The sequence below is a fragment of the Rhizosphaericola mali genome (assembly GCF_004337365.2).
Taxonomy (GTDB): domain Bacteria; phylum Bacteroidota; class Bacteroidia; order Chitinophagales; family Chitinophagaceae; genus Rhizosphaericola; species Rhizosphaericola mali.
Map to the genome: position 1 here is coordinate 1,194,761 of NZ_CP044016.1, position 25,912 is coordinate 1,220,672.

At 35.3% G+C, this 25,912-nt stretch carries 31 protein-coding genes; 25 read left to right on the forward strand and 6 right to left on the reverse strand.

What is annotated here, in order from left to right; translation table 11 throughout:
* Positions 1-24 precede the first annotated feature (24 nt).
* The 4 genes from E0W69_RS05180 to E0W69_RS05195 all read right to left on the reverse strand — a co-directional run bounded on the left by E0W69_RS05180 (position 25) and on the right by E0W69_RS05195 (position 3,311).
* Complete coding sequence (locus E0W69_RS05180; RefSeq protein ID WP_191967973.1) at positions 25-1,095, reverse strand: relaxase/mobilization nuclease domain-containing protein; 1,071 nt, start codon at positions 1,093-1,095, stop codon at positions 25-27.
* A gap of 52 nt (positions 1,096-1,147) precedes the next feature.
* Positions 1,148-1,624, reverse strand: a complete 477-nt coding sequence (locus E0W69_RS05185; protein ID WP_131328970.1) for a plasmid mobilization protein — start codon at positions 1,622-1,624, stop codon at positions 1,148-1,150.
* A gap of 82 nt (positions 1,625-1,706) precedes the next feature.
* Positions 1,707-1,922: a hypothetical protein gene (locus E0W69_RS05190; protein ID WP_131328971.1), complete on the reverse strand. Its 216-nt coding sequence runs from the start codon at positions 1,920-1,922 to the stop codon at positions 1,707-1,709.
* Positions 1,923-2,159: 237 nt separating this feature from the next.
* Positions 2,160-3,311 carry a hypothetical protein gene (locus E0W69_RS05195; protein WP_131328972.1) on the reverse strand — a complete coding sequence of 384 codons (1,152 nt, stop codon included), beginning with the start codon at positions 3,309-3,311 and terminating at the stop codon, positions 2,160-2,162.
* 460 nt (positions 3,312-3,771) lie between these two features.
* On the opposite strand from E0W69_RS05195, the gene E0W69_RS05200 reads away from it, so the two are divergent.
* On the forward strand, positions 3,772-4,137 hold the full coding sequence (locus E0W69_RS05200) for a hypothetical protein (protein WP_131328973.1): 366 nt from the start codon (positions 3,772-3,774) through the stop codon (positions 4,135-4,137).
* A gap of 74 nt (positions 4,138-4,211) precedes the next feature.
* On the opposite strand, the gene E0W69_RS05205 is transcribed toward E0W69_RS05200, so the two are convergent.
* Positions 4,212-4,622: an ester cyclase gene (locus tag E0W69_RS05205; RefSeq protein WP_191967974.1), complete on the reverse strand. Its 411-nt coding sequence runs from the start codon at positions 4,620-4,622 to the stop codon at positions 4,212-4,214.
* Between the two features lie 132 nt (positions 4,623-4,754).
* On the opposite strand from E0W69_RS05205, the gene E0W69_RS05210 reads away from it, so the two are divergent.
* The 16 genes from E0W69_RS05210 (at position 4,755) to E0W69_RS05285 (ending at position 17,888) form a co-directional block, all read left to right on the forward strand.
* Complete coding sequence (locus E0W69_RS05210; RefSeq protein WP_150136672.1) at positions 4,755-5,147, forward strand: DUF2147 domain-containing protein; 393 nt, start codon at positions 4,755-4,757, stop codon at positions 5,145-5,147.
* Positions 5,148-5,179: 32 nt separating this feature from the next.
* Positions 5,180-6,514, forward strand: coding sequence for a TolC family protein (locus tag E0W69_RS05215; protein ID WP_131328975.1), 1,335 nt, complete (start codon positions 5,180-5,182; stop codon positions 6,512-6,514).
* Complete coding sequence (locus tag E0W69_RS05220) at positions 6,507-7,607, forward strand: efflux RND transporter periplasmic adaptor subunit (RefSeq protein ID WP_131328976.1); 1,101 nt, start codon at positions 6,507-6,509, stop codon at positions 7,605-7,607. Before E0W69_RS05215 ends, E0W69_RS05220 begins: the two co-directional genes overlap by 8 nt.
* A gap of 2 nt (positions 7,608-7,609) precedes the next feature.
* The gene (locus E0W69_RS05225) at positions 7,610-8,848 is read left to right on the forward strand and encodes an ABC transporter permease (protein WP_131328977.1); all 1,239 of its coding nucleotides are present in this window, start codon (positions 7,610-7,612) and stop codon (positions 8,846-8,848) included.
* Between the two features lie 39 nt (positions 8,849-8,887).
* Entirely contained in the window at positions 8,888-9,559 is a 672-nt protein-coding gene (locus tag E0W69_RS05230) for an ABC transporter ATP-binding protein (protein WP_131328978.1), read from the forward strand.
* A 17-nt stretch (positions 9,560-9,576) separates the two neighbouring features.
* Positions 9,577-10,467 (forward strand): DUF6268 family outer membrane beta-barrel protein, encoded by an 891-nt coding sequence (locus tag E0W69_RS05235; RefSeq protein WP_131328979.1) that lies wholly within the window; start codon positions 9,577-9,579, stop codon positions 10,465-10,467.
* A 36-nt stretch (positions 10,468-10,503) separates the two neighbouring features.
* The gene (locus E0W69_RS05240) at positions 10,504-11,502 is read left to right on the forward strand and encodes a sensor histidine kinase (RefSeq protein ID WP_131328980.1); all 999 of its coding nucleotides are present in this window, start codon (positions 10,504-10,506) and stop codon (positions 11,500-11,502) included.
* Positions 11,477-12,232 carry a LytR/AlgR family response regulator transcription factor gene (locus tag E0W69_RS05245; protein ID WP_131328981.1) on the forward strand — a complete coding sequence of 252 codons (756 nt, stop codon included), beginning with the start codon at positions 11,477-11,479 and terminating at the stop codon, positions 12,230-12,232. Before E0W69_RS05240 ends, E0W69_RS05245 begins: the two co-directional genes overlap by 26 nt.
* Positions 12,233-12,258: 26 nt before the next feature.
* The gene (locus E0W69_RS05250; RefSeq protein WP_131328982.1) at positions 12,259-13,185 is read left to right on the forward strand and encodes an alpha/beta fold hydrolase; all 927 of its coding nucleotides are present in this window, start codon (positions 12,259-12,261) and stop codon (positions 13,183-13,185) included.
* Between the two features lie 116 nt (positions 13,186-13,301).
* The gene (locus E0W69_RS05255) at positions 13,302-14,027 is read left to right on the forward strand and encodes a hypothetical protein (RefSeq protein WP_131328983.1); all 726 of its coding nucleotides are present in this window, start codon (positions 13,302-13,304) and stop codon (positions 14,025-14,027) included.
* Positions 14,028-14,037: 10 nt separating this feature from the next.
* Positions 14,038-14,442: a hypothetical protein gene (locus E0W69_RS05260; RefSeq protein ID WP_131328984.1), complete on the forward strand. Its 405-nt coding sequence runs from the start codon at positions 14,038-14,040 to the stop codon at positions 14,440-14,442.
* Positions 14,443-14,461: 19 nt separating this feature from the next.
* Positions 14,462-14,818 (forward strand): hypothetical protein, encoded by a 357-nt coding sequence (locus E0W69_RS05265; RefSeq protein ID WP_131328985.1) that lies wholly within the window; start codon positions 14,462-14,464, stop codon positions 14,816-14,818.
* Positions 14,819-14,836: 18 nt separating this feature from the next.
* A complete protein-coding gene (locus E0W69_RS05270; protein WP_131328986.1) occupies positions 14,837-15,226 on the forward strand; it encodes a hypothetical protein in 390 nt (129 codons plus the stop codon).
* A 68-nt stretch (positions 15,227-15,294) separates the two neighbouring features.
* Positions 15,295-16,089, forward strand: a complete 795-nt coding sequence (locus tag E0W69_RS05275) for a hypothetical protein (RefSeq protein WP_131328987.1) — start codon at positions 15,295-15,297, stop codon at positions 16,087-16,089.
* Positions 16,090-16,104: 15 nt separating this feature from the next.
* Positions 16,105-17,121 carry a sensor histidine kinase gene (locus E0W69_RS05280; RefSeq protein ID WP_131328988.1) on the forward strand — a complete coding sequence of 339 codons (1,017 nt, stop codon included), beginning with the start codon at positions 16,105-16,107 and terminating at the stop codon, positions 17,119-17,121.
* Between the two features lie 2 nt (positions 17,122-17,123).
* Positions 17,124-17,888, forward strand: a complete 765-nt coding sequence (locus tag E0W69_RS05285; protein ID WP_131328989.1) for a LytR/AlgR family response regulator transcription factor — start codon at positions 17,124-17,126, stop codon at positions 17,886-17,888.
* 126 nt (positions 17,889-18,014) lie between these two features.
* On the opposite strand, the gene E0W69_RS05290 is transcribed toward E0W69_RS05285, so the two are convergent.
* Positions 18,015-19,247, reverse strand: coding sequence for a site-specific integrase (locus tag E0W69_RS05290; protein ID WP_131328990.1), 1,233 nt, complete (start codon positions 19,245-19,247; stop codon positions 18,015-18,017).
* A gap of 452 nt (positions 19,248-19,699) precedes the next feature.
* On the opposite strand from E0W69_RS05290, the gene E0W69_RS05295 reads away from it, so the two are divergent.
* The 8 genes from E0W69_RS05295 (at position 19,700) to E0W69_RS05330 (ending at position 25,852) form a co-directional block, all read left to right on the forward strand.
* Positions 19,700-20,083, forward strand: a complete 384-nt coding sequence (locus E0W69_RS05295) for an IS3 family transposase (RefSeq protein ID WP_191967975.1) — start codon at positions 19,700-19,702, stop codon at positions 20,081-20,083.
* 120 nt (positions 20,084-20,203) lie between these two features.
* Complete coding sequence (locus tag E0W69_RS05300) at positions 20,204-21,319, forward strand: hypothetical protein (RefSeq protein ID WP_131328992.1); 1,116 nt, start codon at positions 20,204-20,206, stop codon at positions 21,317-21,319.
* A 235-nt stretch (positions 21,320-21,554) separates the two neighbouring features.
* Complete coding sequence (locus E0W69_RS05305) at positions 21,555-21,797, forward strand: hypothetical protein (protein ID WP_131328993.1); 243 nt, start codon at positions 21,555-21,557, stop codon at positions 21,795-21,797.
* A 250-nt stretch (positions 21,798-22,047) separates the two neighbouring features.
* The gene (locus E0W69_RS20785; RefSeq protein WP_131331902.1) at positions 22,048-22,329 is read left to right on the forward strand and encodes an IS3 family transposase; all 282 of its coding nucleotides are present in this window, start codon (positions 22,048-22,050) and stop codon (positions 22,327-22,329) included.
* 160 nt (positions 22,330-22,489) lie between these two features.
* Positions 22,490-23,197 carry a hypothetical protein gene (locus E0W69_RS05315; RefSeq protein ID WP_131328994.1) on the forward strand — a complete coding sequence of 236 codons (708 nt, stop codon included), beginning with the start codon at positions 22,490-22,492 and terminating at the stop codon, positions 23,195-23,197.
* Between the two features lie 63 nt (positions 23,198-23,260).
* Positions 23,261-24,088, forward strand: coding sequence for a hypothetical protein (locus E0W69_RS05320; protein WP_131328995.1), 828 nt, complete (start codon positions 23,261-23,263; stop codon positions 24,086-24,088).
* Between the two features lie 49 nt (positions 24,089-24,137).
* Entirely contained in the window at positions 24,138-24,896 is a 759-nt protein-coding gene (locus E0W69_RS05325; protein WP_131328996.1) for a hypothetical protein, read from the forward strand.
* A 410-nt stretch (positions 24,897-25,306) separates the two neighbouring features.
* The gene (locus E0W69_RS05330; protein ID WP_191967976.1) at positions 25,307-25,852 is read left to right on the forward strand and encodes an RNA polymerase sigma-70 factor; all 546 of its coding nucleotides are present in this window, start codon (positions 25,307-25,309) and stop codon (positions 25,850-25,852) included.
* Positions 25,853-25,912: the final 60 nt, after the last annotated feature.

The following is a 25,912-nucleotide window of genomic DNA, read 5'->3' on the forward strand; positions in this document are numbered from 1 at the left end:
AACTAGAGGATATTAAAGGGTTACTTACATAGATAATTTTACTTTTCTTTTTTCTTTGAGTCGCTTTTTCTCTTCTGACTCATCTATACCCATCGCACCAAAATAAACGTCATCTATATCTACCTTAAGAGGACTAATCATATAATCAATCAAAGCTTTTGTCACTGTTTCAATAGTTATACTTGTATTGTTGTTATATGTTGGATGAACTTCACGAGGCATAAATCTATCTCTGTGGTGCAAGGTTGATTTTAGAGTGCCATTATTCACATCTCTCTTTGCTAGTGCAATATTTCTTTCTAATTGTGCTACTTGGGAAGAACTCATTGGCGCTTTCTGTTGTTTTTTATTAAATGTAATGATCTTCTCAATTTTAGAAAGACTACATCCTAAGGAACTCGCTTTAAAATATATTCCAGAGGATTGATGTACAATTCCCAGTCCTCTTCCCTTATGTAAACTATAACCCAAGTTTTGCATATGTGTGATAAATTCCAAAATGGACGTTGCCTTATAAAGTGCATTTTTCAAATCCATCCTAGCTTGCAACTGCCGAGTATTCCAATGCTGTTTTTCTTGATTAGAACTTTTTAATTTCTGTTTCCAGGTCTTCGGTGTCTTGACTTGTTTTAGATGAAATAGCATTTCACACTTTCGGGCAATGTTCATTAATCTTTGCTTGGATTGAAAAAGATTCACTACTTGTCTACCGTCAATGGGAGGACGAACAATGATGGCATGGTAGTGATCTTTACTTAATGGGCTGGTGTGTTTACAAAGTAAAAACATGTTCTTATCTAGTTTAAATTCCTTCATAATCATTGCGGCCAATTGTAATTCCTGATTTTCATTTAAGGATTCTCCTTCACTTAAAGAAAAGATTGCATGAAAAAGAGGCAGGCTACAACGTTGGTTATTTAAATCCAATGCCATCTGCATTTGTGCCACAATTTGATCGGTATGTTCTCCTACAAGTGCATTTTGAAAAATGATTTGAGCTTTTTCTTCCGGATGTTTTAATCCATTTTCCCGAAGCACATAGGAGACCATATTGGAAACAGAAGAAGCTTTAACGGTCGTTTGTTTAGCGATCATACCAGTGATTTTAAAAGTTGAACCTTGGGGAATGCATAAAAAAAACATCTGCTTATTGCAGTGTGTTTTTTATTTCACCCGCCAGTAAAAGAATTTTTTCACCATAGTATTTGAGTTCATTTTCTGTGAGGTGTTGGATCTTTCCCTGATGTAAATGACGAACCAATTGATTAAAATTGGAGGCCGTAAGTGTCAACGCCAAAACTACCTTGGATACAGAAGCGGGAATGGTTTTACGATACATTTTGATATGAACTTTTCTAGAAGCTTCAATCAAAAAATGTGAAATGGGTAATTCACATTGTCTCGCCTTCGAGGAAATACTAAGGTACTCTTCAGGGGTGACGAGTATATTTAAACGACGTGTTTTATTTTTCATATACTTGGATTTGAAAATGAATAAATGACGAATGCGACAGTCATGAGAGAATAGATAATTTGGGCCTCGCATGAGTACGCCCAACCTGCTTGCTATAGAAAACCAAGGGCTCCTACGACAAGGTTTTAGAATACGGATTACAGAGCCCATTCCTATGCCTTTTAGGAGGCTTGCGGAGCATATATTTGTTTTGGCTCCCTTCTTGATCCTAAGGTCTTTCTATAGCTTTAGATTACAGCTTATCTTTGTTAGCAAGTGAAATTAGTCTGGGCATATCTTCTTCAAAGAATTTTTTTCTGTCGATAAATACACGTCCTCTAGGACAAAATTGTCTGGAATTGATCAGTCCTAATTTGCGCTTTTTAATAACGGTCTGTACCGAATAATGTAGCATATCGGCAATTTGTTTTTGAGAGATAAACTCTTCATTTGTTATTTCCTTTGTCATAGGGAATATTGTTACTGTAGCGAAGGGATATTCCTCCGTATTGCAAAGAGAAAAAGAAAACAAACTATATTTTCTGTGTACATCTATGTATATGGATGTAGATAAATACTACTATATGAAAATGTTCTTTACTGAATGTAAAACGATGTATGGCAGGTGTATTTTTCTTTACTATGATACAGTCTATTCAAGCAAATTTGTTTCCGAGCGATAGATTATAACAGACAGGAGGTTATTTTATCTATACCTTTCTAACATCTGTAAAACAAGGGGATATTTTTTAGTATCTTGTCTACCTAGAATTTCTAGAAAACTATCTTTTTGATCACGCATTCTATTGGCAATAGAGCGACTATCTGCCTGCTGAGGAAAAAGAAATTGTATGAGATTTTCATAATCCTTTAAAGTTCCTTCCTGTTTACCTTTACCTTTTAAGTTGATTTCGTAGCAGATTCTTGCCGCTCCTAAAAGTAAATTAATGGAACGGATGCCATGGTCTAAATCTCCAGGACGCAGGGTTATAGTTTCCCTACTCGCTGAACTTTGGGTAAAAAGACCCTCCACTATTTGGAGTGCCGTAAGTGATTTTTTTTCGTTTTTTAATTGTGGAGCCATACTTAAGTAAGCTTCCCAAACGGACAAAAGATCTTTTTGTTCAGCAGTAGAAGTTACCTTTTGTGGGATATTTTTACCGGATGAATCTGTCTTAACTTCTATATTTTTAGAGTTAGAATTTTTGGAGATTCTCTTATTTTCTATTTCAACGAGCGTCAAATTTTCTTTCTTTTTTTCTTGAAAGCTCAAAGATTTTGCAGTATTATTATAAAGTTTAGCGGTTTGAATATCTATAAAAAGATGCGCACAGCAAATAAGATAGGCTTGTATTTTACCAAAAAATTGGATCCATTCGGGAACAGTTTCTCCATCATAATGGTAAAGATTTAAGAGTTCATCTCCCATATCTTTTAAAAAATTCAACCGCCCTTCACTATCATTTATCCATGTGAGAGCAGTAGCTTCTTCTGCAAAATCTTGCATCCCAAAATGGTATCCATTTTGGAAATGGGACATAATTTCTTTGGCTTGTTCAAGTGTAATTTCTAAATCTGTTCCATTATCTCGTACAATATGTTGAGGTGTTCTGTAAGGAACAACTATGTCAAAAATATCTTGAAAACACCGATCAGTACAAAGGAAATCCATATCCTCTATGGCATAACGAACTATAAAACTATCAAGATTAACACACCAAAACTCAAAAGAATCCTCCTGTGCAAAGTTCTCAAAAAATCCATATTTACCATAAGACAACAAAGGATGCTTACCAAAATACCGATCCAGATATTGGCGGTAGTAGCGATAATTCAGCTTTTTGAATGGTATAGACATTATTACAATGAAAATGGTTAATCTAGAAACCTTTAAAAATTAGTCGATTTTAAAGTTCAACAAAGCTAAGTTTATTTGCCTATTTATTTAAGAAAGAACTTGAAAACCCAGTCTTCGATAATGAGTAAGGTTCCTATTGAATGAAGCACGATGATTATGTTTTTTTTATACTCATAAAAATTTGCCTGAAGACAGCGCAGGTTGTATCGAAAATAAACTCCATCATCGGATTATGAAAAGCACAGTAACTACCATTCCATTGCAATACGGTGATGCTGGATGCATAAAACTCAAGCTTCTATAATTATGCTGTTTAGACATTCCAAATATGTAGCTTTTTTAGCGAGGGTTTTACAATTCCATTCTTAACTGTCATTCCACCCTCAGATTTGTTCAATTCAGGGTATTTGTAATATTTATCATCATTAAATGTTTTCAACTTTGTCTAAAACGAAGGAATATGATAAAGAAAATCTCCGGATTATTAGCACTTTGTATAAGTCTAATATCCATAAAATCTCAAGCACAAGTGGCATTGAGTGTACGAGTTGGGGTTCCAGCTCCAGTTGTCGTGGCACCGGTAGTGGTGGCTCCTGCTCCGGTAGTGATTGCTCCTGCTCCTGTAGTGGTTAAACCTGTCACTACGGTAATTGAGACACCGCCAGTTGTTGTAGCTCCTGCCCCTGTTGTTGCGGTAAGACCTGCGGTTATAGTGCCTGCTCCGGCGGTAGTGGTTGCTCCACGACCTCGGGTTGTTGTTCATCCGGTAGTGGCTGTTCGCCCTGTGTATGTACGTCCAAGCAGAACTGTAATCGTCAGACGCTAGTAGGCCTGAAAATTTTATTTATTGCATCAACACATAGTTCTTATGGGAACTATGTGTTTTCTTTTGAAAACAACTTACTGTTTTTTTAGTGTGTCCAGTACAGTTGGCAACGTATTGATGCCCCAGTGTTCGTAATATTTTCCATCTTTGATACGAACAATATCAATGACGGAAATATGGATTTCCTTTCCCGTGGGTGGAATGACCAGCAAAGTTCCGGTCATCGTGCCGCTGATTGTTTTTCGGGTAGTTACCAGATCTCCCTCTGCAATTTGTTGAAAGACGGTCACCTTCAAGTCCGGCATGGCAGGACGCAAAATTTGATTAAATGTATAAATCATTCCAGCTGCTCCCTGTGATCCTTCGGGGGCGGAGTGGTTGACAAAATCGGGATGCATCAATTCATGGAAACTGTCAACATTTCCTTGTTCTATCACTTCTTTGTTAAAGCGGAGTACTATTTTTTTGTTTGCTTCTGTATTCATATCCATTGCGTTTGCTATCTGCAAAATTAAATCAAGCTTCCACATTATGCTTGTTCTCAATGTTCAATTCACCTGGCAAAATGTTCAATACAGTTCAATAAGTCTTTTTCAGCCTTTCTAAACGGCACAACTTTGTACAAACAAAACACATTCGTTATGTACAAAGTATTATTTTCTTTTCTGTTGATGTTAGTGAGCATTGCAGGATTTTCCCAAAACACAAAAGATCCTATTATTGGCAAATGGACAGACGATGCGCAGGACCGCACTATTGAGTTTGTAGCACAAGGCGACCATTTCAATGCGGTGATCCTAAAGGCCAAGGACGGTTCTCTGGTCGGGAAAACGCAGATTAGTGGCTTACAGATAAATGGTTCCAATGCTTACAAAAACGGAACGATTTACGTAATCAAACAAGGCAAGACGGCAAGTTGCACCGCGAAAATCAATGGCAATAACCAATTGGTCATTACCGGCAAAATGGGCTTTTTTTCTAAAAGTCAAACCTGGACAAGAACAAAATAGGTTTTCCGACTCATTAATCAGATGCTATTCAGATGAAAAAAATAGTTTTTATCCCTTGCTTTTTTTTATCCGTTGCGGCCCATGCGCAGCAAGTGCAGATTCATTCGCTTGCGGAACTCCTTCGCTATGCGGACAGCAATGCCATCGTATTGAAAAGTTCGGTTTTGCAACAAGATATTTCGGTTTCTAAACAACAAGAATCTAAATCTTATCTGTATCCCAATGTCACGGGCACTTCAGGATTCAATGACAATCTGACTTTGCAGCCTACACTTGTACCCGAACAGCTTTTTAATTCATCCGCTCCTGACGGTAGTTTTAAGGAAATGAAATTTGGCAAGCAATATATGTATTCAGCGGGATTGCAAGCGCAGTGGAACTTTTTAGACTTTCAGAAAAAGTTTGCCAGCAAGACAGCCGCATTGCAGGTAAAAGCAGACCAATCCAATACGCAAAGAGCCCGTTTCAATACTTATAACCAATTGGCGTCTACGTATTATTCTATTTTAATGGATAAAGATGCTTTGCTTATTTATAAGAAAAACAAAGCTGTTTCCACAGAAATACTCTCCAATGCCAAAGAGAAATATAGTAAAGGAATCATAAGTGAAGCCGACTTTAATGAGGCGGCGATGCAAAACCTGAAAAATGAACGGGACGTTGCCAGTACGCAGCAGGATATCGAAACGCTTTACCGGCAATTGCAGACGCAGCTCAACCTGACGGAGATAGTAGTTGTTTCATTCGAAGATTCAAACGGGAACAATACACCTCAAACGGATATTACCTTTTTATGGGCGACACATCCAGAGGTGGCGTGGCAGCAGACACAGGTTGATTTGGCTCATGCAAGTCTGAAAGAGTCCAAAGCATTGCGGTTGCCGTCTTTAAGTGCCAACTATGCGTACAACTATAATTGGGCGATGACGGGTTTCGTGGATTTCAGCAATGCCAGTCATTTGCCACAACAATATGTCGGGTTGAAACTAAACGTTCCCATATTTAACGGTTTTTCCACTAAGCAGAAAATCGCACAGTCTCAGTTTGCCGTACAGCAGCAAGAACTGCAATTGGAAAATATAAAAATAACGGAAGCCAAACAGGATGAGATTTTAGTCATTCAATATAGGCAGTCCGTTGACAAACTTCAAAAAAACAAAGTCATTTTAGACTTACAGGATAAAACAGATTTTCATTATGCCAATCAATACAAAAGCGGATTGATTAGTCTGGACGTGCGACTGACGAAGTACAAAGATTTGCTTTCTGCACAGAACGACTATTTGCAAAGTCTGGCTGATTATCGACTTTCCACATATAAACTATATATCCGACAATTAAACTATCAACCATTATCCAATGAATAATAGAATATTTTCTCATAAGGCTGTTATCTTGCTGGCTTTACTGTTGAGTGCTGCCTCTTGTAAGAAAGTGCAGACTACTTCCCCGCTTCGCAAAGACATCCAGCAATCTGTATTTGCCAATGGTTTTTTAGAATTTGACAACCAATATACCATTGCTGCAAATGCTGCGGGCATTCTTTACGGACAAATAGTCAAAGAAGGTGATAGCGTTTCCGCCAAGCAAATGATTGCCCATATCAACAGCAATTCTCAGGAAAGCCAAGTGCAACAGTCTACTTTTGTTTACAAAAATGCAGAACAAAATGCTTTGAGTAATTCAGCACAATTGGCACAGATTGAGCAACAAATACTACAAGCCAGTTCGCAATTAAATCAGGACAAAACCAATTACCAGCGTTACAGTGAGTTGATCGCCACCAATTCCGTATCCAAACAGGATTATGAAAACGCAAAATTGCAGTACACCAATTCGCTCCATAACTTGGATATCTTGCAAAAGAAATATACCGACACTAAAACCTCTTTGCAACTGAATGCCAATACCAGCAATAGCGAGCTCAAAAGCCAGCGTGCTATTCTGGACAACTATAAGGCGCAGGCGGATGGTGCAGGCGTGGTGATTGCCGTCTATCGTAAGAATGGCGAAGTGTTGAAAATCGGTGATCCGATTGCGTTAATCGGCAATGGAAGCTATATCATCAAACTATACATTTCGGAAGATGATATTGTAAAGGTTTCATTGGGACAAAAAATTTCCGTGCATCTCAATACATACACAGATCAGGTATTTTGGGCAACTGTTACCAAAATTTATCCCGGATTTGACAATGACCAGCAATCTTACACGATAGAAGCAAAATTTGACCAATTGCCGCCCAAAATGTTTTCCGGCACGCAATTACAAGGAAATATCCAAACCGGTGTGATCAGAAATGCCTTGGTGATTCCGGCTGCTTATTTGCAAAAAAACAATATTGTTCAATTAAAAGATGGCAGCGTAAAAACGGTAAGTATTGGTGCAAAAGATGACCATTGGGTACAGATATTATCTGGATTGTCAGAAAACGATGTGCTAAACGCACCTAAAAATTAACGATGAAAACCAATTTAAAAATAGCGTGGGTGCATCTCACCTCCCGCTTCCGTCAATTGCTGGTCGCTACGTTGAGCGTTACTTTCGGCATATCGATGTACATTTTCATGAATAGCTTTATGTCGGGCGTTAATGATGCGCAGACGGACATCACTTTCACGTCGATGGCACACATCCGCATCTATAATGATCTTTCGGACAGCACGCCGGCACCTATTGCAACAACGAATAATACCGGTACGATACAAATAGTCAGCAATGCGCACAACATCCGTTATACAGACGGTATCAAAAATGCGGATCCAATAGTGAAAGCTATTTCATCCGTCTCCGATGTGGCGCATGTAACGGAACAGCTCAACCAGAATGTCTTTATCCGAAACGGCGTTACCAAAATCAGCGCGTCCTTGTCCGGCATTGACGTACCCAACGAAGACGCGGTTTTTGGCATTTCCCAATACATGACCGAGGGAAATATTTATACCTTGGAAAAAAGAACGGATGCCATTGTATTGGGCTTGGGTTTGGCGCAAAGTTTAGGGGTAAAAATGGGCGACAATATCCAGTTGACGACCGCTGATGGTGTGAACAAAAACTATACGATTTGTGGCTTGTTCCAAACGGGATCAACAGGTACGGATCGCACTAAAGCCATGATTTCCATACATGCTGCGCGGCAGGTTTTTTCCAAAAACAAAAGTTATGTAACGGACATTCAGATCAATATCAAGGACTATAACAAAGCCCGGGAAGCCGTGGTAAAAATGAATGGCATTACCAACTATAAAATCGAACCCTGGATGGACGGCAACAGTCAATTGGACTCTGCCAATACTTTGCGGAACATACTGGCAGTGGCGGTTTCGTTGACCATTTTGATCGTTGCCGGATTTGGCATTTACAATATTATGAATATGACCGTCAACGAAAAAATCAGGGAAATAGCCATACTAAAAGCTATGGGCTATAGTGGTAAAGATATTGTTGTTATATTCCTGACTCAATCCGTGGTAATCGGTATTGTCGGCGGCATTGTCGGGCTTGGTTTGGGATATTTGATTTCCATAGTCATTAGCCATGTACCATTCCATATCGCCACGCTGAATACATTGCCCATCAATTTTGAACCAAAAGATTACGTACTGGCTTTCATTTTCGGACTGATCGTAACTTTTTTTGCCGGTTACCTTCCTGCGGCTAAAGCCTCCAAGGTTGATCCCGTGGATATTATGAGAAGCTAAGAAAGATTGCCAAACATTTCACATCTCACTCAATAAAAAATGAACGCATTAAAAGCCAACCATATCATCAAATATTTTCGCACGCCGGAACCTTTTGAAGTGCTGAAAGACTTGACTTTTGAAGTCAGCCAAGGTGAATTTGTTTCCATCATTGGGAAATCCGGTTCGGGGAAATCCACACTTTTATATCTACTCTCCACGATGGACACGGATTACGAAGGCACAATTGAAATCAACGGCACAACAGTTACTGGAAAAGGACAGAACGAATTGGCCGCATTCCGCAACGAGCATATTGGTTTTGTGTTCCAATTTCACTATCTGCTGCCTGAGTTTACATTATTGGACAACGTTATGCTACCAGCATTAAAATTAAATAGAAAATCCAAGGAAGAAATAGAAAACAGAAGCTTGGTGCTATTGCAAATGCTGGATTTGAAAGGTCAAGAACATAAAAGAGCTTCCAATATTTCCGGTGGTCAGGCTCAGCGTGTTGCCATTGCTCGTGCTTTGATCAACGAACCAACGATCATTATGGGCGATGAACCGACGGGTAATCTGGACAGTAAAAACACGCAGATTGTTTTCGATATTTTTAAACAATTAGCGCACGAAAACGGACAAACGATTATTGCCGTTACACACGATGATGATTTTGCGCAAAAAAGCGACCGCATTATCGAGTTGATGGATGGAAAAATTATTTCATAAACAAATAAAGCAATACAATGCATCTAAAAAATATATTTACCCTACTCATTTCCTTTTTGATCTTCTCAATTTCCGCAAAAGCACAACTGCAGGAATTACCTTTTTTCGGAGTGAATTACAATACGGGAAAACTCAAAAACGATACAAGTAACGGTAACAATAAGGCTTTTTCTGCCTTTATGAACATCCCGGTTGTACATTCCGACAAAAGAACCGTTGGCGTCAGGCTTCAATATCAAAACCAAACGATAAGTGGCCTTGGCAGTTTGCTCGACCATCGTTTACAACTTGTGGACGCCAATATTTACTGGCGCAGGAAAATTGCCGACAACAAATGGCTACATTTCTTTGGACAGGCAGGGATATATTCGGATTTCAAAGACATTAGCGGCAAAGATTACCGTTTTATGCTGGGTGGTATATACACCGTTAAACATTCTGAAAGACTTACCACAGGCTGGGGAATCAACTACGCCCGTCAGTTTTTCGGTAACCAGATCAATCCGTTCGTGGCTATTAATTATGACATCAATGACCGGTGGAAACTCGCCGGTTTATTGCCCATCAATCCTATATTGACGTTCAAAATCAACGACCATTTTTCTTGGAGCAACGAACTCAATGCAAAAGTAGAAAGTTACCGTTTGTCTGCAATAGATAATGACAATGGCTTCATCCAAACGAAAGGCTGGCGCGGCATTTCACAATTGAAATACACCATTAAAAAACATCACCAGTTCGCGGCTGGAATAGGCTATAATTTTCGTCAGGACATCAGTTATTTCAACAATGCCCCTGCCAACGACTGGAAAATTTTCACATTTAATCTTAGCAATCACAACAAAGCAGTACAAACGACCCAAGTCAAGGGCGTTAATTTCAATATAGGCTATTCCTTTATGTTTTAGAAAGGGAGTACTTTTACATTCATATTAGTTTTACCAATGAAGCAGAACAAAATCCATAATTTTTTGCCGATAGCCATTGCGGTATTGTTGCCTGGGATCAATTTTCTTTCCCATAATACGGACTGGCCTATTGCCTCGTATGATAGTTTGCTGCGATGGATATGGTCGAGTGTGGTTTTGTATATTCTCTGGTACGTATTGCTTTGGACGTCAAAACTCCGTTCAAAATACAAATGGCTATGGGTTACTGCAGCAACACTGGCGATTGTAGCGATCGTGTATGCACTGTTTGCGGTAATGGTTTTCCGTATTCCACAGACGGTTAGATATCAGTTGATTATCAAGATATTGTTTGCAGCGGCTTTACAGTTGATTATCCAGTACAGTTTGCGTGCAAGTGATAATATCGGTCGTTTAAAGGTGGAAAAAGAACAGGCTATAACAGAAATATACAAACTACAGTTACAGGAATTGCGCACAAGAGTGGATCCACATTTTCTATTCAATTCGCTTAATACACTTCGCTCAATGGTACACCTAAAAGATCCCAAAAGCGAACCTTTCATCCTCCATCTTTCACAATTGTACCGGCAAATGTTGAAATTGAAAGAGCAAGCCACCGTTACGTTAAGGGATGAAATGGAAGTAGTAAATGCCTATGTATTTTTAATGCAACAAAGAAGCGGTACAGGACTACAATTTTCCCAAAATATAAACGATGCCTATTGGAATGACCACATACCCACAATGAGTGTACAGACTATCGTTGAAAATTGTTTCAAACACAACCGTACCAGTGTTGCGGAGCCTTTGCATATTGAAATTACGGCTGATGCAAATAATGAAATCATCATTCGCAACAATCTCTTACCCAAAATTTCGGTGGTGGAAAAATCAGGCTATGGCATTCAGAATATCCAAAAAAATTATATGCTGCTTAAAATTGCAGATGGCATTCATTTTGAGGAAACGGACAGGCAATTTGAAGTAAAACTAAAACTAATCAGCGATGAATGTATTAATCATAGAGGATGAGCAGCCGACGGCAGCATTACTCAAAGAAATAGTGGAAACAGAACTTGATTTTCTCGTGGTGAAAATACTGGATTCCATCGTTGATGCGGTGTCTTACCTTGCTCGGCACCAGCAAAATATGGATGTGATATTTATGGACATCCAATTGACGGACGGTTATAGTTTTGAAATATTTAAAAATGTAGACATCTATGTTCCGGTGATTTTCTGCACGGCTTATGATGATTTTACCCTGAAAGCCATTCAGAACAACGGTATCGACTACATCCTGAAACCCTTTGAGGATGCTGCGATTATCCATTCGCTGCACAAATACAAAAAAATGGTGGATGGTATCCGCAGCAAAAACGCACTACAGTTCCAACTCCCTCAAACTGGAAAAACACAATACCAACAAAGCTTTCTGGTACAACAAAGAGAAAAAAGTGTGGTTATTCCCAACGATCAAATTGCCCATTTTTCTTTGGAAATGGAAACAGTTTATTTATATACTTTCAAAAGTGAACGCTTCCCTGTTTATAAAAATATGGATTATATCGAATCCGCAATTGATCCCAAATTATATTTCCGTATCAACCGGCAAATGATTGTCCATCGAAACAACGTGTTGTCTATAGAGCCTTTTTTCAACAGAAAGGTTTTCTTGCATTTACACATTCAGTCCAATGAAAAACCAATCGTCAGTCGACTAAAAGTAACAGCATTCAAGGATTGGGTGGAAATGGGATAAAATAATCAACCAAAAAACAAACTTATATGAATTATGAAAATTTAAAACTTGATAAAAAAGATCCAAAAGTTGTAAAGGCATATGCTGTAGAAAAAGAGCTTTTCGATTTTTATGGAATTATCAATAAAGATCATTTCGTAACGCTACCAACTCTTAATTTGAAAGTTAGAATTTCAGAATTTGGCGAGGGGAAACCAATCGTTATTGTACCCGGAAATACAGGTGATGTTTTTGTACAGACTTCATTGATAGCGGCATTAAAGGGAAGAAAAATATTCGCCATCAATCGACCTGGCGGTGGTTTGAGTGAAGGTATGGATCATAATTTAGTAGACATCAGGCAGTTTGCCTTTGAATCATTGGACTACATATTGAACGCATTAAATTTGACAAATGTGGATGTCGTTGCTCATTCCATGGGAGCACATTGGAGTACTTTATTGGCAATGGAAAAATCAGGTCGAGTAAAACGTTTGGTATTGTTGGGAAATCCTGGCAATATAATGGGTGGTAAACCACCATTGCCTATTCGATTATTAGCAATACCAATATTTAGCAACATAGTCATGAAATTAATGCTTCCTCAAAAACCTAAAAGTACTTTACGAGTGCTCACTATAATGGGGCATAGCAAGGAGTTTGTAAATACATTGCCGAACCAACTTAGAAACGCCTATTTTGCTTTCGATCATTTGCCACATTACAAGATTTCTTTCGCAAGTTTATTGCAAAATATGATACCTCCAATAGTCGAGACGGAATTGAAAAAATTACATCAACCAACCGCGTTGATTTTAGGAACAAACGACAATTTTTTATCACAGGAAAATGGGAGGAAAATTGTGGCTGTTATTCCCAACGGAACCTTTTATTCCATTGAGAATTCAGGGCATTTGCCATGGTTAGAAAATCTTCAAAAAGTTGCTGATATCATCTTGAATTTTTTAGCATAAAGGATGTAATTCACCCCTCAATAAAGTCATTTCGCCGGTCTGAGCATTGTTTAAAAATGCGGCTTGTTGCAATTTTGTCTTGAAAATTTCAACGATCATTTTTAAAACTTAAAACAATGCAACAGTTCAGATTCAATGCTACAAAATGGCTCGCGCTAACATTATCTAGCGCATTACTTGTATCCTCCTGCAAAAAAAGTGATAACGCAACTGATAATTCCGTTGCAATAACAGACGAAGAAACCGTAGCTGCCATTACGGATGCCACAACCAGTGGAGGCTTGACAGATCAAGTCTCTATGATGGGGGTGATTGTAGTGCCCAGTAAGGCTAGCATTTCCTGTGGCGAAAGCAAAGACACTACTATTGCAACCTCTGGCACAAGAACAAATGTGAGTTATAATTATAGTTTGGCATTGTCTAGAACTATTAAATGTACCAACTACATACCATCTACTTTGACTTTAACTTATATCGGCGCCAACAGTTATTCTTCTACTAAAATGTCATCATCCGATAGTGCCAATGGTTCTTTGATCGTAACTCAGTTGCAACCGACTTATTCCAGTTATATTTTCAATGGTTCTTATGAAAGAAAAGGTACGCAACAGTCCAATGTCAATCTTCAAAGGGCTATTACCTCTGACATACAATTTACGATTACATCCTTAACGGTTGATAAAACAACTAATACAATTTTGTCTGGAGTCGCAAGCGTTTCCTTTGTTGGAAGCACATCGGGAGGTTCATCTTCTACTCGTGGTGCTACGCTAACATTTAACGGAAATGGTCAAGCTACTCTTGTATTAGACAATGGCAATTCCTATTCCATCACTTTTTAAATGAATCATTATGAAAATTAAAATCTTAATGTTTGCCTTCCTACTGATGGCAATATTTACAAAATCAGAAGCACAAAGCATCTCTGAATTTAGGAAATTGAATATTCCTACAAAAAGCAATAGGTTGACTGATAGCATTCATATAATGCTTAGTTTGAATGATAAACAGACGCAACAAATGCATCAAATCATTACGGATGGCTTGACAGAAATCCAGCCAATTGTACACTCAGATAAAAGTAGATATTCCAAATGGAGAATGCTTAAAGGTATTCGTAACAAATATCAGAGCCAAGTAAAGACTATTCTGACAAAAGATCAATGGGCAAAATGGGAAACCGAAAAGAAAGCTTTGATTGCCTACTATAAAGAGCAAATTGGAAATATTCCATTAAGGACTTCATTCAGTAATTAAATATTAAACTATAAGAATCATGCATAAAATTCGCATATTGGTTTTAGGTGTTCTGTTCTTAACCACATCAGCAGTGCTCCATGCGCAAACAGATTCCACCGCTAAAGTGATGACAGACAACTTGAACTCAAAAGTACAATTTTCCAAAGATCAATATAATCAAGTGTTGCAGGCCAATCAAGATTTTCTGACTGCTATGCAGAAATTAAGAACAGACGAGGGAAGCCGACTTTCAAAATTCAAATCCTTGAAATCCTTGGATGAAAACAGAGACGCAAAAATGAAACAAATCTTGTCTGACGACCAATACAAACTATATCTCAAAAACAAAGAAGATAAACGTAAACAAATGAAATCGCTTAAAGATTCTAAATAACCTAAAAAAATAATGAATATGAAAAAGATAATCCTTTTTGCAAGTGTGGCAATCATTGCTTTTTGCCTTCAATCTCAAATTGTTTCTGCTCAGACATTGAACAGCACCAATCAAGCAAACCGTGCAGCACGTAGACAAGGTAATGTTGCTACCCGCAAAACAACCGATTCTACCGTGCACAAAAATCAAGTGAGCACCTATCAATCTAATAGTACTACACGTAAAGATGCTTATGCTGATAGTGCTATTGCCAATGGTGACGGAAAGGCATTGTACCAGCAAAACTCTGCCAACAGAAAAGCAACCTTGCAAACCAATGGAGCGGTAAAAAAAGATGCCATACAATCCAATTCCCAAAGTAGAAGAACCACAGCCCAACAAAATCGAGCCAATAGACAAAATCCATAGTTATACATCCTAAATAACATACTAACTGTATTTCGAAAAAGCGGTTAGTATGTTTTAAAATAACAGAAATGAAAAAAAATATTTGCAGACTGATTTTGTTATCTGCCATTCTTTTTGGTACAAATAGTCACGCACAGTTCCTCAATAATATCAAAGAGAAAATACAGAATAAATTGACAAATATTAATCCAACAAAACATGCCACAGTGGCGAAGGATTCGATTTTGTCAAATCCTAATGCTACAGAGGTATTTTCGGTATCTGGGAACCGTATTTTATTTAAAGATGATTTTTCCAATGACAAAGTAGGATCTATGCCAAAACATTGGAAATCTAATATTGGAGGCTCGGTAATAGTTTTACCTAATCAAGAAAACAAATGGTTCTTGTTGGAACCTTCTGCATCTTATAGGTTAGACAGTGTGTTTAATTTGCCCAACAAATTTGCATTGGAGTTTGATCTGTATTGCAATACAACGGATATTGGATTTATAAAAAATCTGGATATGGGTTTTACTCCCGACAATAGTGCACAATCTTATCAATATGCGGTTAGCAGTAATGTGAACGGTTTTGTAGAATTTGCAACATCTTCCAACCAAGCACTATTAGTCAATAAACAGACAGAGAGCAATGGACGTATTCCATTTAAATTTGACAATTATACCAATTCCAAAATACACTTATCTTTATTAGTGGAAGGCAAAAACATAAAAGTATTTTGGGATGGAAAGAAATTATTTGATAAAGAAGATTTTTTCCAACTGATAGGTAACAGACATTTTTTCATCAGCACAGATCCCAATATGAAAGAGAATGCACAACTATGTATTGGTAATTTTTTAATCACTGGATTTGAATAATCCATTTTAGGTAATATGTTTCGTATATTGAATAAAAAAATAGTTTTTTACTATGCCATTTTGTTGACGGCAATCGTCAATCTACCTAGACTTCTGGTCAATAACCAGCATTTTACGGAGAGCAGAATGCTTCCCTTTGACTGGGCAGAATGGTTCTGCAGCATTTTACTTAGTTTTTTGTACGTGCTAATTGTGTTTTATCTGAGTGATAAAAAATTGTTTGTTTTTTATAGTAACAAAGCTAGAAAAGAGACATTACGCATCGTAGTTGTGAATGTTGGATTGTGGTTGCTCTTTGTTTTTATTGGGGCAATTATTAGTAGGCTATTTATACATAGTAAGATGTTTCCGATGAATGGATATGTATTGAGATTTACAGCTTTACTATTGTTAAGTATCATCGCATTAAGGATTATGGCGATTAATTATCAAACACAGGAAAAAGAAAAGGAAATCCAAGCGTTGCGCCTCGTCAATACACAGAAAGATTTGTCCTTATTGAAATCTCAGCTTAGCCCTCACTTTCTTTTCAATGCATTTAGTAGTTTGTCTGGTGTTATTTATGAAAATCCTGAAAAAGCACAAAAATATGTAGTACAGTTATCCCAATATTTTCGTTATTCATTAGAAAATAAAAATGAGAATATATCCAATTTGGAAGAAGAATTAAAAGCCGTGGAAAACTATTGTGGTATTTTGCAAATGCGTTTAGAAGATGGTTTTCAATACAAAATTCATATAGACAAAACACAACTATATAAAGCTCATTTGCCACATATAAGCCTTCAGCCATTGATAGAAAACGCAGTAAAGCATAATATTGCCACGGCAAATAATCCTTTATTGGTGGATATTTTTGATGAAGGAAACTGTCTAATTGTAAAAAATAATATGCAAAAGAAACCTTTCCCTGAATCGGGCACAGGCACAGGACTTTCCAATCTGGCGGAACGCTACCAACTATTGTTTAAAAAGGAAATTGAGGTTTCAAATGATGGCAACTATTTCACTATAAAATTACCTTTAGTTTAGAGATGATGCACGTTTTAATTATAGAAGACGAACCCGCTACTGCTAGGTTACTACAATCCATGCTGGCTCAAATAGAATCTATGCATTTTTATAGTGTGTTGGATAGTGTGACGGCTGCTATTGATTGGTTTAATACGAATGATAATCCGTTGGATTTGGTATTTATGGACATCCGTCTTTCTGATGGATTGTCCCTGGAGATTTTTTCAAAAGCAAATATTACAGTACCTGTTATTTTTGTCACGGCTTATGAGGAATACACGTTGTCTGCATTTAAAACGACGGGCATCGACTATATACTAAAGCCTTTTGACAAAGAGGAACTGCTAAAAGCTGTTAGTAAATACAAACAATTATTTCAGAATACAAAACCTGAAGTGTCCAATCAACTAATTGATATTGATTTTTTAAGAAAGTCACTACAGTCATATAAACAGGCATTTTTGGTGTCTTTTAGAAATAAATTGCTTCCATTGTCTGTTAAAAGTATTGCCTACATTACAACAGTGAATGAAGTCAGTATTGCCTACGTTTCAAAGGATAAAAAATATGTGTTAGACAACACGCTAGAAGAGTTGGCGAATTTGTTGGATCCCAAAGATTTCTTCCGTGCCAATCGCCAATTTTTAATCAACAAAACATTTGTGCAGGATTTAGATTATTATTTCAATGGTCGAATGGTTGTTAATCTTACTATACCCACCACTGAAAAAATCATTGTCAGCAAAGCCAAAGTCCCTGAATTGAAAAAATGGATGGGGTTGTAGTTTTGAATTTCAATTAAACTATTTCTCTAAATAAAATAAATGTATTCACCAACCAAGATCCCTTTAAAATACAGATAAGCATTACCGTTCTTAATCCAAGAATATGTCTAAAATTTTATATATAATTTACTTTCGAAAAATATCCTCCATTTCTTTTACAGCATTAATTCTTTTGGATTTGACATAAGACATAAAGGTTCTTTCAGAGTTGTGACCTGTGATGGCCATTATAGTTTGTATATTGATACCTCTTTTATACATATTTGTTGCAAAACTCCTTCTAGCTGTATGTGTTGTAACAAGACTATAAAAAGGTTCAGTCATGGAAACTTTTCGTCCTCCTTTAGTGATTGAGTAAGCAACATTATCGGTAAAACCTGCCATCTTTACGATATCCTTAATCCTTCGATTAACTTGCCATTCGGTGAGGGCATTGGGTAACAAACCTCCATATTTGATAATAGTTTTCTTTACTATCGGATGTAGTGGAATATCGATAAATTCAGAGGTCTTTTCACTTCTGATGGAAATTATATTACCATGAATATGGCTCTTAGTTATTTCCAACAAGTTGCCGACTCTCAAACCAAGCCAACAGGATGCAACAAACAGATCTCGAATGACTTCATCATTTGGATTATTTTCTAAATTGAGAACACTCAAGGTTTTTATCTGATCCTCTGACAGATAAACAGAGAAGCTTTCCTCTGTAGTTTTTTTGAACCGCTTGCTTTTGAACTTGAAATTTGAGTGCAGTTCTCTTTCTTCCGCCTCTGCCATAAAAAATTTGATATGTTTTACTTCTTTACCTATTGTATTAACAGAATACTCTTTTTCTATTTGACAATAAGAAACATAGGCATTATAAAAATCCATATCAATACTTTCAAAATGTACAGGTCTTTTATAACTGTTCTTTTGAAAGGATTTCAGATTTTTGAGGGTTGTAAGGTATTGTGCTAATGTACCAGATGTGCGGTTGAGTGTCGGAATTAATTTTTCCATGAATTGTACAAGACTACCACCTTCAGACAAATCGATTCGGACTTTTTCAGCGTTATTTATCTCAATTTGCTTTATTTGCTGCTTGAATTTTACAAGTATATCTTGTTCCTGATTCTGTATCAGTTCTGTTAATTTGGAAACTGCACTTGCACCAAAGGATTGTAGATAATTATTAAACTCCATAGTTTCCGCAGAGGTCCCCCTCGCTCGTTGTGCATTCTCATTCCAATTTGTTGGTTTTATGACCTTGCCGGTACTTATGGTAATTCTTTTACCATGACAATACAAATAGAGCATTACTGTTGATCGTCCTTGTTTGTTGAGTTTGTTACTTAGATAAAAACGAGGTTCCATGGCGATAATTTTTTACTTACAATTACTTACAGTTTTTTGAATATTTACTTACAATAAAGATAATCCATTTAAACAAAAAATATTGTAACTATTTGGTAAATAATTAATTGTATTAATATCTATTAAAGTGTATTAAACTCTATTTACGATAAATAAGTCCCAGCGGGATCACAGAAAGCAGTAAAATTAAATTAGACTGGTTTCAATAAAATTAAGAAAGCCGTGTAAATCAATAGATTACACGGCTTTCTTGTTAAATGTCGATAGCCTAGCTAGCTTAAATATTTGAATAATTATCACCTCCAAGGTGAGCAAATCGGTTAGCAACATTTTGTCTAGCTTGTGCTAACCTCTGAAAAGCCGAAATGCTTATCCACATTACGTTTCACAAAGTTAAGACAGTTATAAAAATAGTAATTTTTTTCTGTTTTAGCCACAAAAAAATGTTGGTTATGGCAACTATTACAAATACAATTTTTGGTGCATCTGGACTTTTCAAGTCATTTGCATCCAATACAATAGGCGTTTTACCTTCTTCAGTAGGAATATTAAAAAGTGGAGGAAGCTGGAGGAATTGTGTATTTTCTTTCAACAATATGGCATTAACTATTGAAGGTGCTGCTTCGCGGTGTTGGGATAATGCACCCTCTGAAAGCTTTTTCAAAACATTAAAAGCAGAATTGATGTATCATGAAAACTTCAGAACAAAAAAAGAGGCAGAATCTGCTATCTTTGACTTTATTGAGATTTGGTACAATAGAAAAAGAAAACATACTTTCCTTAATTACCAAACTCCTTGTGAAAAAGAAATGGATTATTTAAAACAATATGCGTAACATTTCTTTTCTTAGACAAATAAATGTCTCCAGCTTTTGGGGTTAAGTCCAAAATAGTATATGGAAATATTAGAAGAGCCAATATTAACAATCCATTTCAAAAGCCGTTAACATGTAATTATGACCCATATACCAATGAATATGAAGTTTAAAATTTTATTTTATACGCTTATTATGTTTATAAGTATAGCAAATGGTCAAGTAATTGATTTACGGACTAATTTTCAGCAAAAAAATGTATCCCACGATTTGAAAGGTAAAAATGATTTTTTACAAATAACTAATGATTCCACCATTAATTATACAAAATTATTAAAGTATTGTTATGAGAAAGAAATGATGCATGATAAGTTGGATTATAATGATATACAGAATTTTAGCATTTTGGGAATGTTTAATGAAATTGAGGCCTTCAACAAAAAGAAATATTTAGAAACAGAAAAAAATCTACATCCCATATTTGAAGATACTGTCCTCCAATCAAATTTAATTTCCTTAGATACTTTAGTTTTGAAAAATAAAGAGGAAAAGGTTATAATTCTAAATGATTGTCATTATAGAATGGAAACAAGAGCATTATTCTTGAGTAAATTAAGATTATTCAAAGAATGCGGTTTTACACATTTAGCGATGGAAGCTTTTAGTGACTTATCAGAAAATGTGCCCGGGTTCAAATTAGGATATTATTTCCAAGAACCAATAATGGCAGAAATCTTTAGAGAAGCGAAAAGGCTCGGTTTTCAATTTGTAGCTTATGATGACTATTCTTCGTTAACTGAAGGGGCAAGGGATTCTTTACAGGCTTTAAATCTCTTCAAAGAAATTCAAAAATTGAAAACTAATGAAAAATTACTTGTCTTTTCCGGCATGTCACATATGGCAGAGGACATTCCTATGAAGCCGGATTTAATGGGTTCAATTTTAAAAACGCAATTTAAAATAAATCCTTTAACTATTGATCTTTTCAGAGGATTAGTAAATGAAGTTAATACAGATATTGTTATTCATACAAAAGGTCTAATAGACAAAGGTGGAATATATGAGCCAGACAAAATGAAAACTAGAATGGGATTTACCTTTATGGATTATTTTTACATATTTCCCTACTATAAAAACTTATACAATAGACCCTATTGGCTCACTTGTGGTGGGTTAAGAAAACATATTGCGCTAAAGTGTATGCAAAAAAAAAAGTGTAATGATTCAAGCTTATTATGCAGACGAAATAGAAAATAATTATGCAATTAATTACATTGCTCCTGCAGATATGGTATATACAATTGATAAAAATGATTTTGCTCATTTTTTCTTAGTACCAAACCATTATTATTCCATTATTTATCGAAATTGTAATAATATGATCATAGGAAAGAAGAAAATATATGTCCCTTAACTCTATATTATTGAGATTTGAACTTAACCCCAAAAGCTGTAGACAGATTTAAAGATTATCAAATTAAATTTGTATTCAATGAAAGCAAGATTATTTACAGAAGAATTTAAGAAAAAATCAGTAGTAGAAGAATTGGACATTCGAGCGGACTTGCTAAGTAAATGGCGCAATAATCCTTTGTATAACGCAGGTTATCTATTGGCGGACAATCCTAAATTAAGTGAAGGACAGTTAAAGATACGTCGTTTAGAAAAAGAACTTAGGGAAATAAAATTGGAAAGTGAAATACTAAAAAAGCACTGGGCATTTCTTCAGAAATGAAGGAAATACTAAGAATTTATAAAATCTAACGAAAAGTATTATTCGGCTATGATGATGTTTAAGGTATTACCTATGAGCACTAGTGCTTATTACAGATGGAGAAAATGCCCAGATAAAAGGCTTCTATCACTAGACCAACAAGTCGTTGATGAATATAAGAAAAGTCATAAAAGATATGGCAGCCCACGGATCAAATTAGAATTAATCAAAAAAGGATTACACAGTACACAAAGCATGAGGCGAAAGGGAAATTACCTTCGGTGCTGCTTCGCGGTGTTGGGATAATGCACCCTCTGAAAGCTTTTTCAAAACATTAAAAGCAGAATTGGTGTATCATGAAAATTTCAGAACAAAAAAAGAGGCAGAATCTGCTATCTTTGACTTTATTGAGATTTGGTACAATAGAAAAAGAAGACATTCTTTCCTTAATTACCAAATTCCTTCCAAAAACGAATTGGATTTTTCTTCAATTACAAATATGCTCAAGTTTATAGTTATGAATGCCAACTCTTTAAATATACAAAAACACTAATTCGATAGAAGGAGGCGTTGCAAGAACATAACCATTGATAGTGACTTGAATTTCCTTACTTAAAATCTTGTACTATTAAAGGTGGGTAAAATGTTCGATTGTTATATAAAGAGGTAATTTGTTTAGAAATTGAATGCGGTAGGTATCTGATTTTATGATCATGAGATTAAATCAATATAAAATAGTAGTATTAATTTGTCTTTTTATAAGTTGTAAATATGAGAAGATAATCCAAAAATGGCCTGATGACTTGCCATATAGTATTAGTGAAAGAGACAAGGTTGGCAAAGAAAGAAAATTTGCAAAACATCTTATACCAGAATATATCCAATTTCCAGTAGCGAAAGGTACAATCTATTTGAAAAAAATGATAACGTTAAATGGATTAATTTGGATTCAACCGAATTACTATAGGCTTGGACGAGGATCTAGTCATCCAAAAGTTCAGATTGTATTTAAAGATTGGAACGATATTACCCCTGATAATATTCGGCAATATTTGGTAATTAAACAGCCAAAAGAGGTGGATTCTGTTACAATGGCGATTCCATTACCAGACAGCCTCGGCGATTCAACCTGTTTTGTGAAAGATTCAGCTACTAATTCTTTTTGGAGGCTGCTAATTTCTAAAGGAAATATAAAGATATATGACAATTCAGCTTATGGAATAGGATATTTTTCGTCCTCTATTATAAGGATTAATTTTGATGGGGATTCCACTATTCTTATTAAAAGTGTCTTTAATAAACAAAATCTTAAAAAGAAAATAGAAGAGTTTATTACTAAACGATATAATGAAAAAATAGACATGCATTTTAATACTATTACAGACATACTTTTTTACATAATCAAAAGAGAGAACACTTAAATTCAAGTCTACCATTTTTCTCCAATTTTGGCTACACACCATATTTTTTAAATATTATTTTTTATGGAGCAGGATATGGATTTATGGTTGATAATTATGATAACAATGTGCCAGATAAAAAATAGATTAAAATTGAATATTAAACAATTTAGAAAAATAACTTTATATTTTTCGTTTTTAGTAATAGGTTCATGTAATCTTTTTGAGCCCATTACTGTTAATTGGCCAGATCCAATAGCTTTACCCAATTCCTTACTAGAAGTAGATAATATTGGAAATAAAGTGCCATACCCTCTAAGTATGTCAAGAAATTATCCAATCTCCAAAGGTATAATATACCTTCGAACAGGAATTATATTGAATGGTTTAATTTTTATTCAACCGTCTGAAATTACTTTAAGAGGAATCAAATATTCTCCAGTGGTTGAATTTGTATCAAAACCTTGGAAAGATGTATCTGTTACTGAATTAAAAGATTCTTTAATTTTTAGAAAGCTCAATATAAGCCAAATTGATTCTGTAAAATTGTTCGGTATACCGACTCCTTATAGCTTTGACATTAATACTCTATATATAAATGTAAAAAATGAAGATTACTGGCGATTGATTGCGAATAATAATCATTCCAAAATTTTTGATGTAAGCAATATTGGGCTTGGCGATATTTCTAACTACTATAATAGATTAAATGATGTTAGAAAAATAATTTTAGTGGATGGATCTGATACTATTTACATAACTCATAGTATAATTAATTTAAATGAGAATATGGCCAAAAGGAAACTTAAAGCATTCATTAAACGAAGATATAAAAATCATGATTTTGCCTCCGATAATGTAGGTGAGCTTCTTAATAATATTTTGAAACAAGAAAATAATGATTCTAAATAGATTGATCTAACATTGAAACCTTTATGATAACTGCTAATTTATAGATTTTATGCTTAGGATAGGAAATAATAAAGGCGCAAGTATATATTTGGTATTATTTATTTTTTTAAGTTGTGGAGAACTAAAGCCAGTAACGGTTAATTGGCCAGAACCTAAAATGTTACCAAATGCGATTATAGGAGTCAATGATATAGGTAAGAAGGTAGGACCTCTTAAAAGTATGTCACGAAATTATCCTACATCTCCTGGGTGTATATATTTGAGTAATGGATTGTTAATTAAAGGATTAGTATGGCTACAACCATGTAGTAGATATTTTAAGGGAAGTACTATAAAACCAATCGTAGAGGTTGTTACAAAACCATGGAACAGTTTGTCATTAGGCGACCTAAAGGATTCTACAATTTTTAGAAAACTAAAGATTCTATGTGTAGATTCAGTAAGATTCTATGATATATCAACTCCATATAACTTAAATAATTCAACTTTATATATAAATTATCATAATGAGGACTATTGGAGATTAATCGTTAGTAGTAAAACGATAAAAATTTATGATGTTAGTGATGTTGGGCTTGAAGATATTTCTGCCTACACTAAAAGATTGGGAAGCGTAAAAAAAATGATTTTAGTAAACAATGCAGACACGTTAATATTAGCGAGGAGTAATCTATTTTATTTAAATGAAAATAGTATTAAACGAAATATCAAAGCGTTCATTAAGGCAAGATATAAGTATAGTGGTTTCATTTCTGATAATATAGGCCCCCTACTTCAATATATTTTGAAACAAGAAACAATCTATTGAAAATAATTTGTTATCCAAAATAGTATTGATAAGGTTTATCAATCTCGCTTACTATTGGATGTTGTGGGCCAAGAACAAATTATTTGGTTCAATGGCTAGATCCCTATAATCTGAATTGTAAATCAAGGAAAGTCGTGGAGCATTTGAAATTGGTATTGATGGTGTAAATCACGGCTTTTCCAGTTTTCATAATAATTTAAATTTAATAATTATTTATGTAAACACGCTCTAATATATTAGGCAGGTCGGTATGAATTCTGTTGGTAATTTATACAATTAGTTCAAGTTTTGATAAATACTAATAATGCTAAAATCTTATTTTATTTATTGCTACTAATTAAATTTATATTAATTTAGTCTATTAACTAATCGTTATGAATTGAGAATTAGTCACACCGAAATGTATGTTTTTGATTGATCAATTAAAATATGATATTGCAATTAATAGAAGTGAGAAAGCATTCCGTACGCTTTTTATGAAATTTCACGGATCGCTTTTAAGATTTTGTTCTATTTACATTAATGACAAATCTTTATCTGAAGAGATTATTTCTGATGTGATGCTGAATCTTTGGTTAAAAAATGAGCAGTTAATGGAAGTAATAGACCTCAAGGTATATTTATTTAAATCAGTCAAGAATAGAGCGCTCAATTATTTAACTAAGGTTAGGAAATATACGCATTGGGATATTGATAATATACCCATTAGTCATAATGTAGACAATTACTCTCCTGAATTTATTTCGATAGAGAAAGAATTCCATAAAAAGATAATTTCGCATATTGAAAGCCTTCCACCTCAATGTCAACTTGTCTTTAAGCTTATTAGGGAGTATGGACTTCCTTATAAACAGGTAGCCGATATATTAGGATTGTCAGAAAAAACCGTGGACAGACACCTTCAAATAGCCATGCAGAAACTCTCAGAAGTATTAAAGAATAAAATTCAAAAATAAATTTTTAAAAAAAGTAGAATTCAATTGGGGAGTTCTACTTTTTTTATTGTCTTATATAGA

What these genes read in the sequence shown, in the direction of transcription:
- E0W69_RS05180 (WP_191967973.1), bottom strand. Translation starts at nt 1,095, where the DNA reads ATGATCGCTAAACAAACGACCGTTAAAGCTTCTTCTGTTTCCAATATG.
- E0W69_RS05185 (WP_131328970.1), bottom strand. Translation starts at nt 1,624, where the DNA reads ATGGGCTCTGTAATCCGTATTCTAAAACCTTGTCGTAGGAGCCCTTGG.
- E0W69_RS05190 (WP_131328971.1), bottom strand. Translation starts at nt 1,922, where the DNA reads ATGACAAAGGAAATAACAAATGAAGAGTTTATCTCTCAAAAACAAATT.
- E0W69_RS05195 (WP_131328972.1), bottom strand. Translation starts at nt 3,311, where the DNA reads ATGTCTATACCATTCAAAAAGCTGAATTATCGCTACTACCGCCAATAT.
- E0W69_RS05200 (WP_131328973.1), top strand. Translation starts at nt 3,772, where the DNA reads ATGATAAAGAAAATCTCCGGATTATTAGCACTTTGTATAAGTCTAATA.
- E0W69_RS05205 (WP_191967974.1), bottom strand. Translation starts at nt 4,622, where the DNA reads ATGAATACAGAAGCAAACAAAAAAATAGTACTCCGCTTTAACAAAGAA.
- E0W69_RS05215 (WP_131328975.1), top strand. Translation starts at nt 5,180, where the DNA reads ATGAAAAAAATAGTTTTTATCCCTTGCTTTTTTTTATCCGTTGCGGCC.
- E0W69_RS05220 (WP_131328976.1), top strand. Translation starts at nt 6,507, where the DNA reads ATGAATAATAGAATATTTTCTCATAAGGCTGTTATCTTGCTGGCTTTA.
- E0W69_RS05225 (WP_131328977.1), top strand. Translation starts at nt 7,610, where the DNA reads ATGAAAACCAATTTAAAAATAGCGTGGGTGCATCTCACCTCCCGCTTC.
- E0W69_RS05230 (WP_131328978.1), top strand. Translation starts at nt 8,888, where the DNA reads ATGAACGCATTAAAAGCCAACCATATCATCAAATATTTTCGCACGCCG.
- E0W69_RS05235 (WP_131328979.1), top strand. Translation starts at nt 9,577, where the DNA reads ATGCATCTAAAAAATATATTTACCCTACTCATTTCCTTTTTGATCTTC.
- E0W69_RS05240 (WP_131328980.1), top strand. Translation starts at nt 10,504, where the DNA reads ATGAAGCAGAACAAAATCCATAATTTTTTGCCGATAGCCATTGCGGTA.
- E0W69_RS05245 (WP_131328981.1), top strand. Translation starts at nt 11,477, where the DNA reads ATGAATGTATTAATCATAGAGGATGAGCAGCCGACGGCAGCATTACTC.
- E0W69_RS05250 (WP_131328982.1), top strand. Translation starts at nt 12,259, where the DNA reads ATGAATTATGAAAATTTAAAACTTGATAAAAAAGATCCAAAAGTTGTA.
- E0W69_RS05255 (WP_131328983.1), top strand. Translation starts at nt 13,302, where the DNA reads ATGCAACAGTTCAGATTCAATGCTACAAAATGGCTCGCGCTAACATTA.
- E0W69_RS05260 (WP_131328984.1), top strand. Translation starts at nt 14,038, where the DNA reads ATGAAAATTAAAATCTTAATGTTTGCCTTCCTACTGATGGCAATATTT.
- E0W69_RS05265 (WP_131328985.1), top strand. Translation starts at nt 14,462, where the DNA reads ATGCATAAAATTCGCATATTGGTTTTAGGTGTTCTGTTCTTAACCACA.
- E0W69_RS05270 (WP_131328986.1), top strand. Translation starts at nt 14,837, where the DNA reads ATGAAAAAGATAATCCTTTTTGCAAGTGTGGCAATCATTGCTTTTTGC.
- E0W69_RS05275 (WP_131328987.1), top strand. Translation starts at nt 15,295, where the DNA reads ATGAAAAAAAATATTTGCAGACTGATTTTGTTATCTGCCATTCTTTTT.
- E0W69_RS05280 (WP_131328988.1), top strand. Translation starts at nt 16,105, where the DNA reads ATGTTTCGTATATTGAATAAAAAAATAGTTTTTTACTATGCCATTTTG.
- E0W69_RS05285 (WP_131328989.1), top strand. Translation starts at nt 17,124, where the DNA reads ATGATGCACGTTTTAATTATAGAAGACGAACCCGCTACTGCTAGGTTA.
- E0W69_RS05290 (WP_131328990.1), bottom strand. Translation starts at nt 19,247, where the DNA reads ATGGAACCTCGTTTTTATCTAAGTAACAAACTCAACAAACAAGGACGA.
- E0W69_RS05295 (WP_191967975.1), top strand. Translation starts at nt 19,700, where the DNA reads ATGGCAACTATTACAAATACAATTTTTGGTGCATCTGGACTTTTCAAG.
- E0W69_RS05300 (WP_131328992.1), top strand. Translation starts at nt 20,204, where the DNA reads ATGACCCATATACCAATGAATATGAAGTTTAAAATTTTATTTTATACG.
- E0W69_RS05305 (WP_131328993.1), top strand. Translation starts at nt 21,555, where the DNA reads ATGAAAGCAAGATTATTTACAGAAGAATTTAAGAAAAAATCAGTAGTA.
- E0W69_RS05315 (WP_131328994.1), top strand. Translation starts at nt 22,490, where the DNA reads ATGAGATTAAATCAATATAAAATAGTAGTATTAATTTGTCTTTTTATA.
- E0W69_RS05320 (WP_131328995.1), top strand. Translation starts at nt 23,261, where the DNA reads ATGGAGCAGGATATGGATTTATGGTTGATAATTATGATAACAATGTGC.
- E0W69_RS05325 (WP_131328996.1), top strand. Translation starts at nt 24,138, where the DNA reads ATGCTTAGGATAGGAAATAATAAAGGCGCAAGTATATATTTGGTATTA.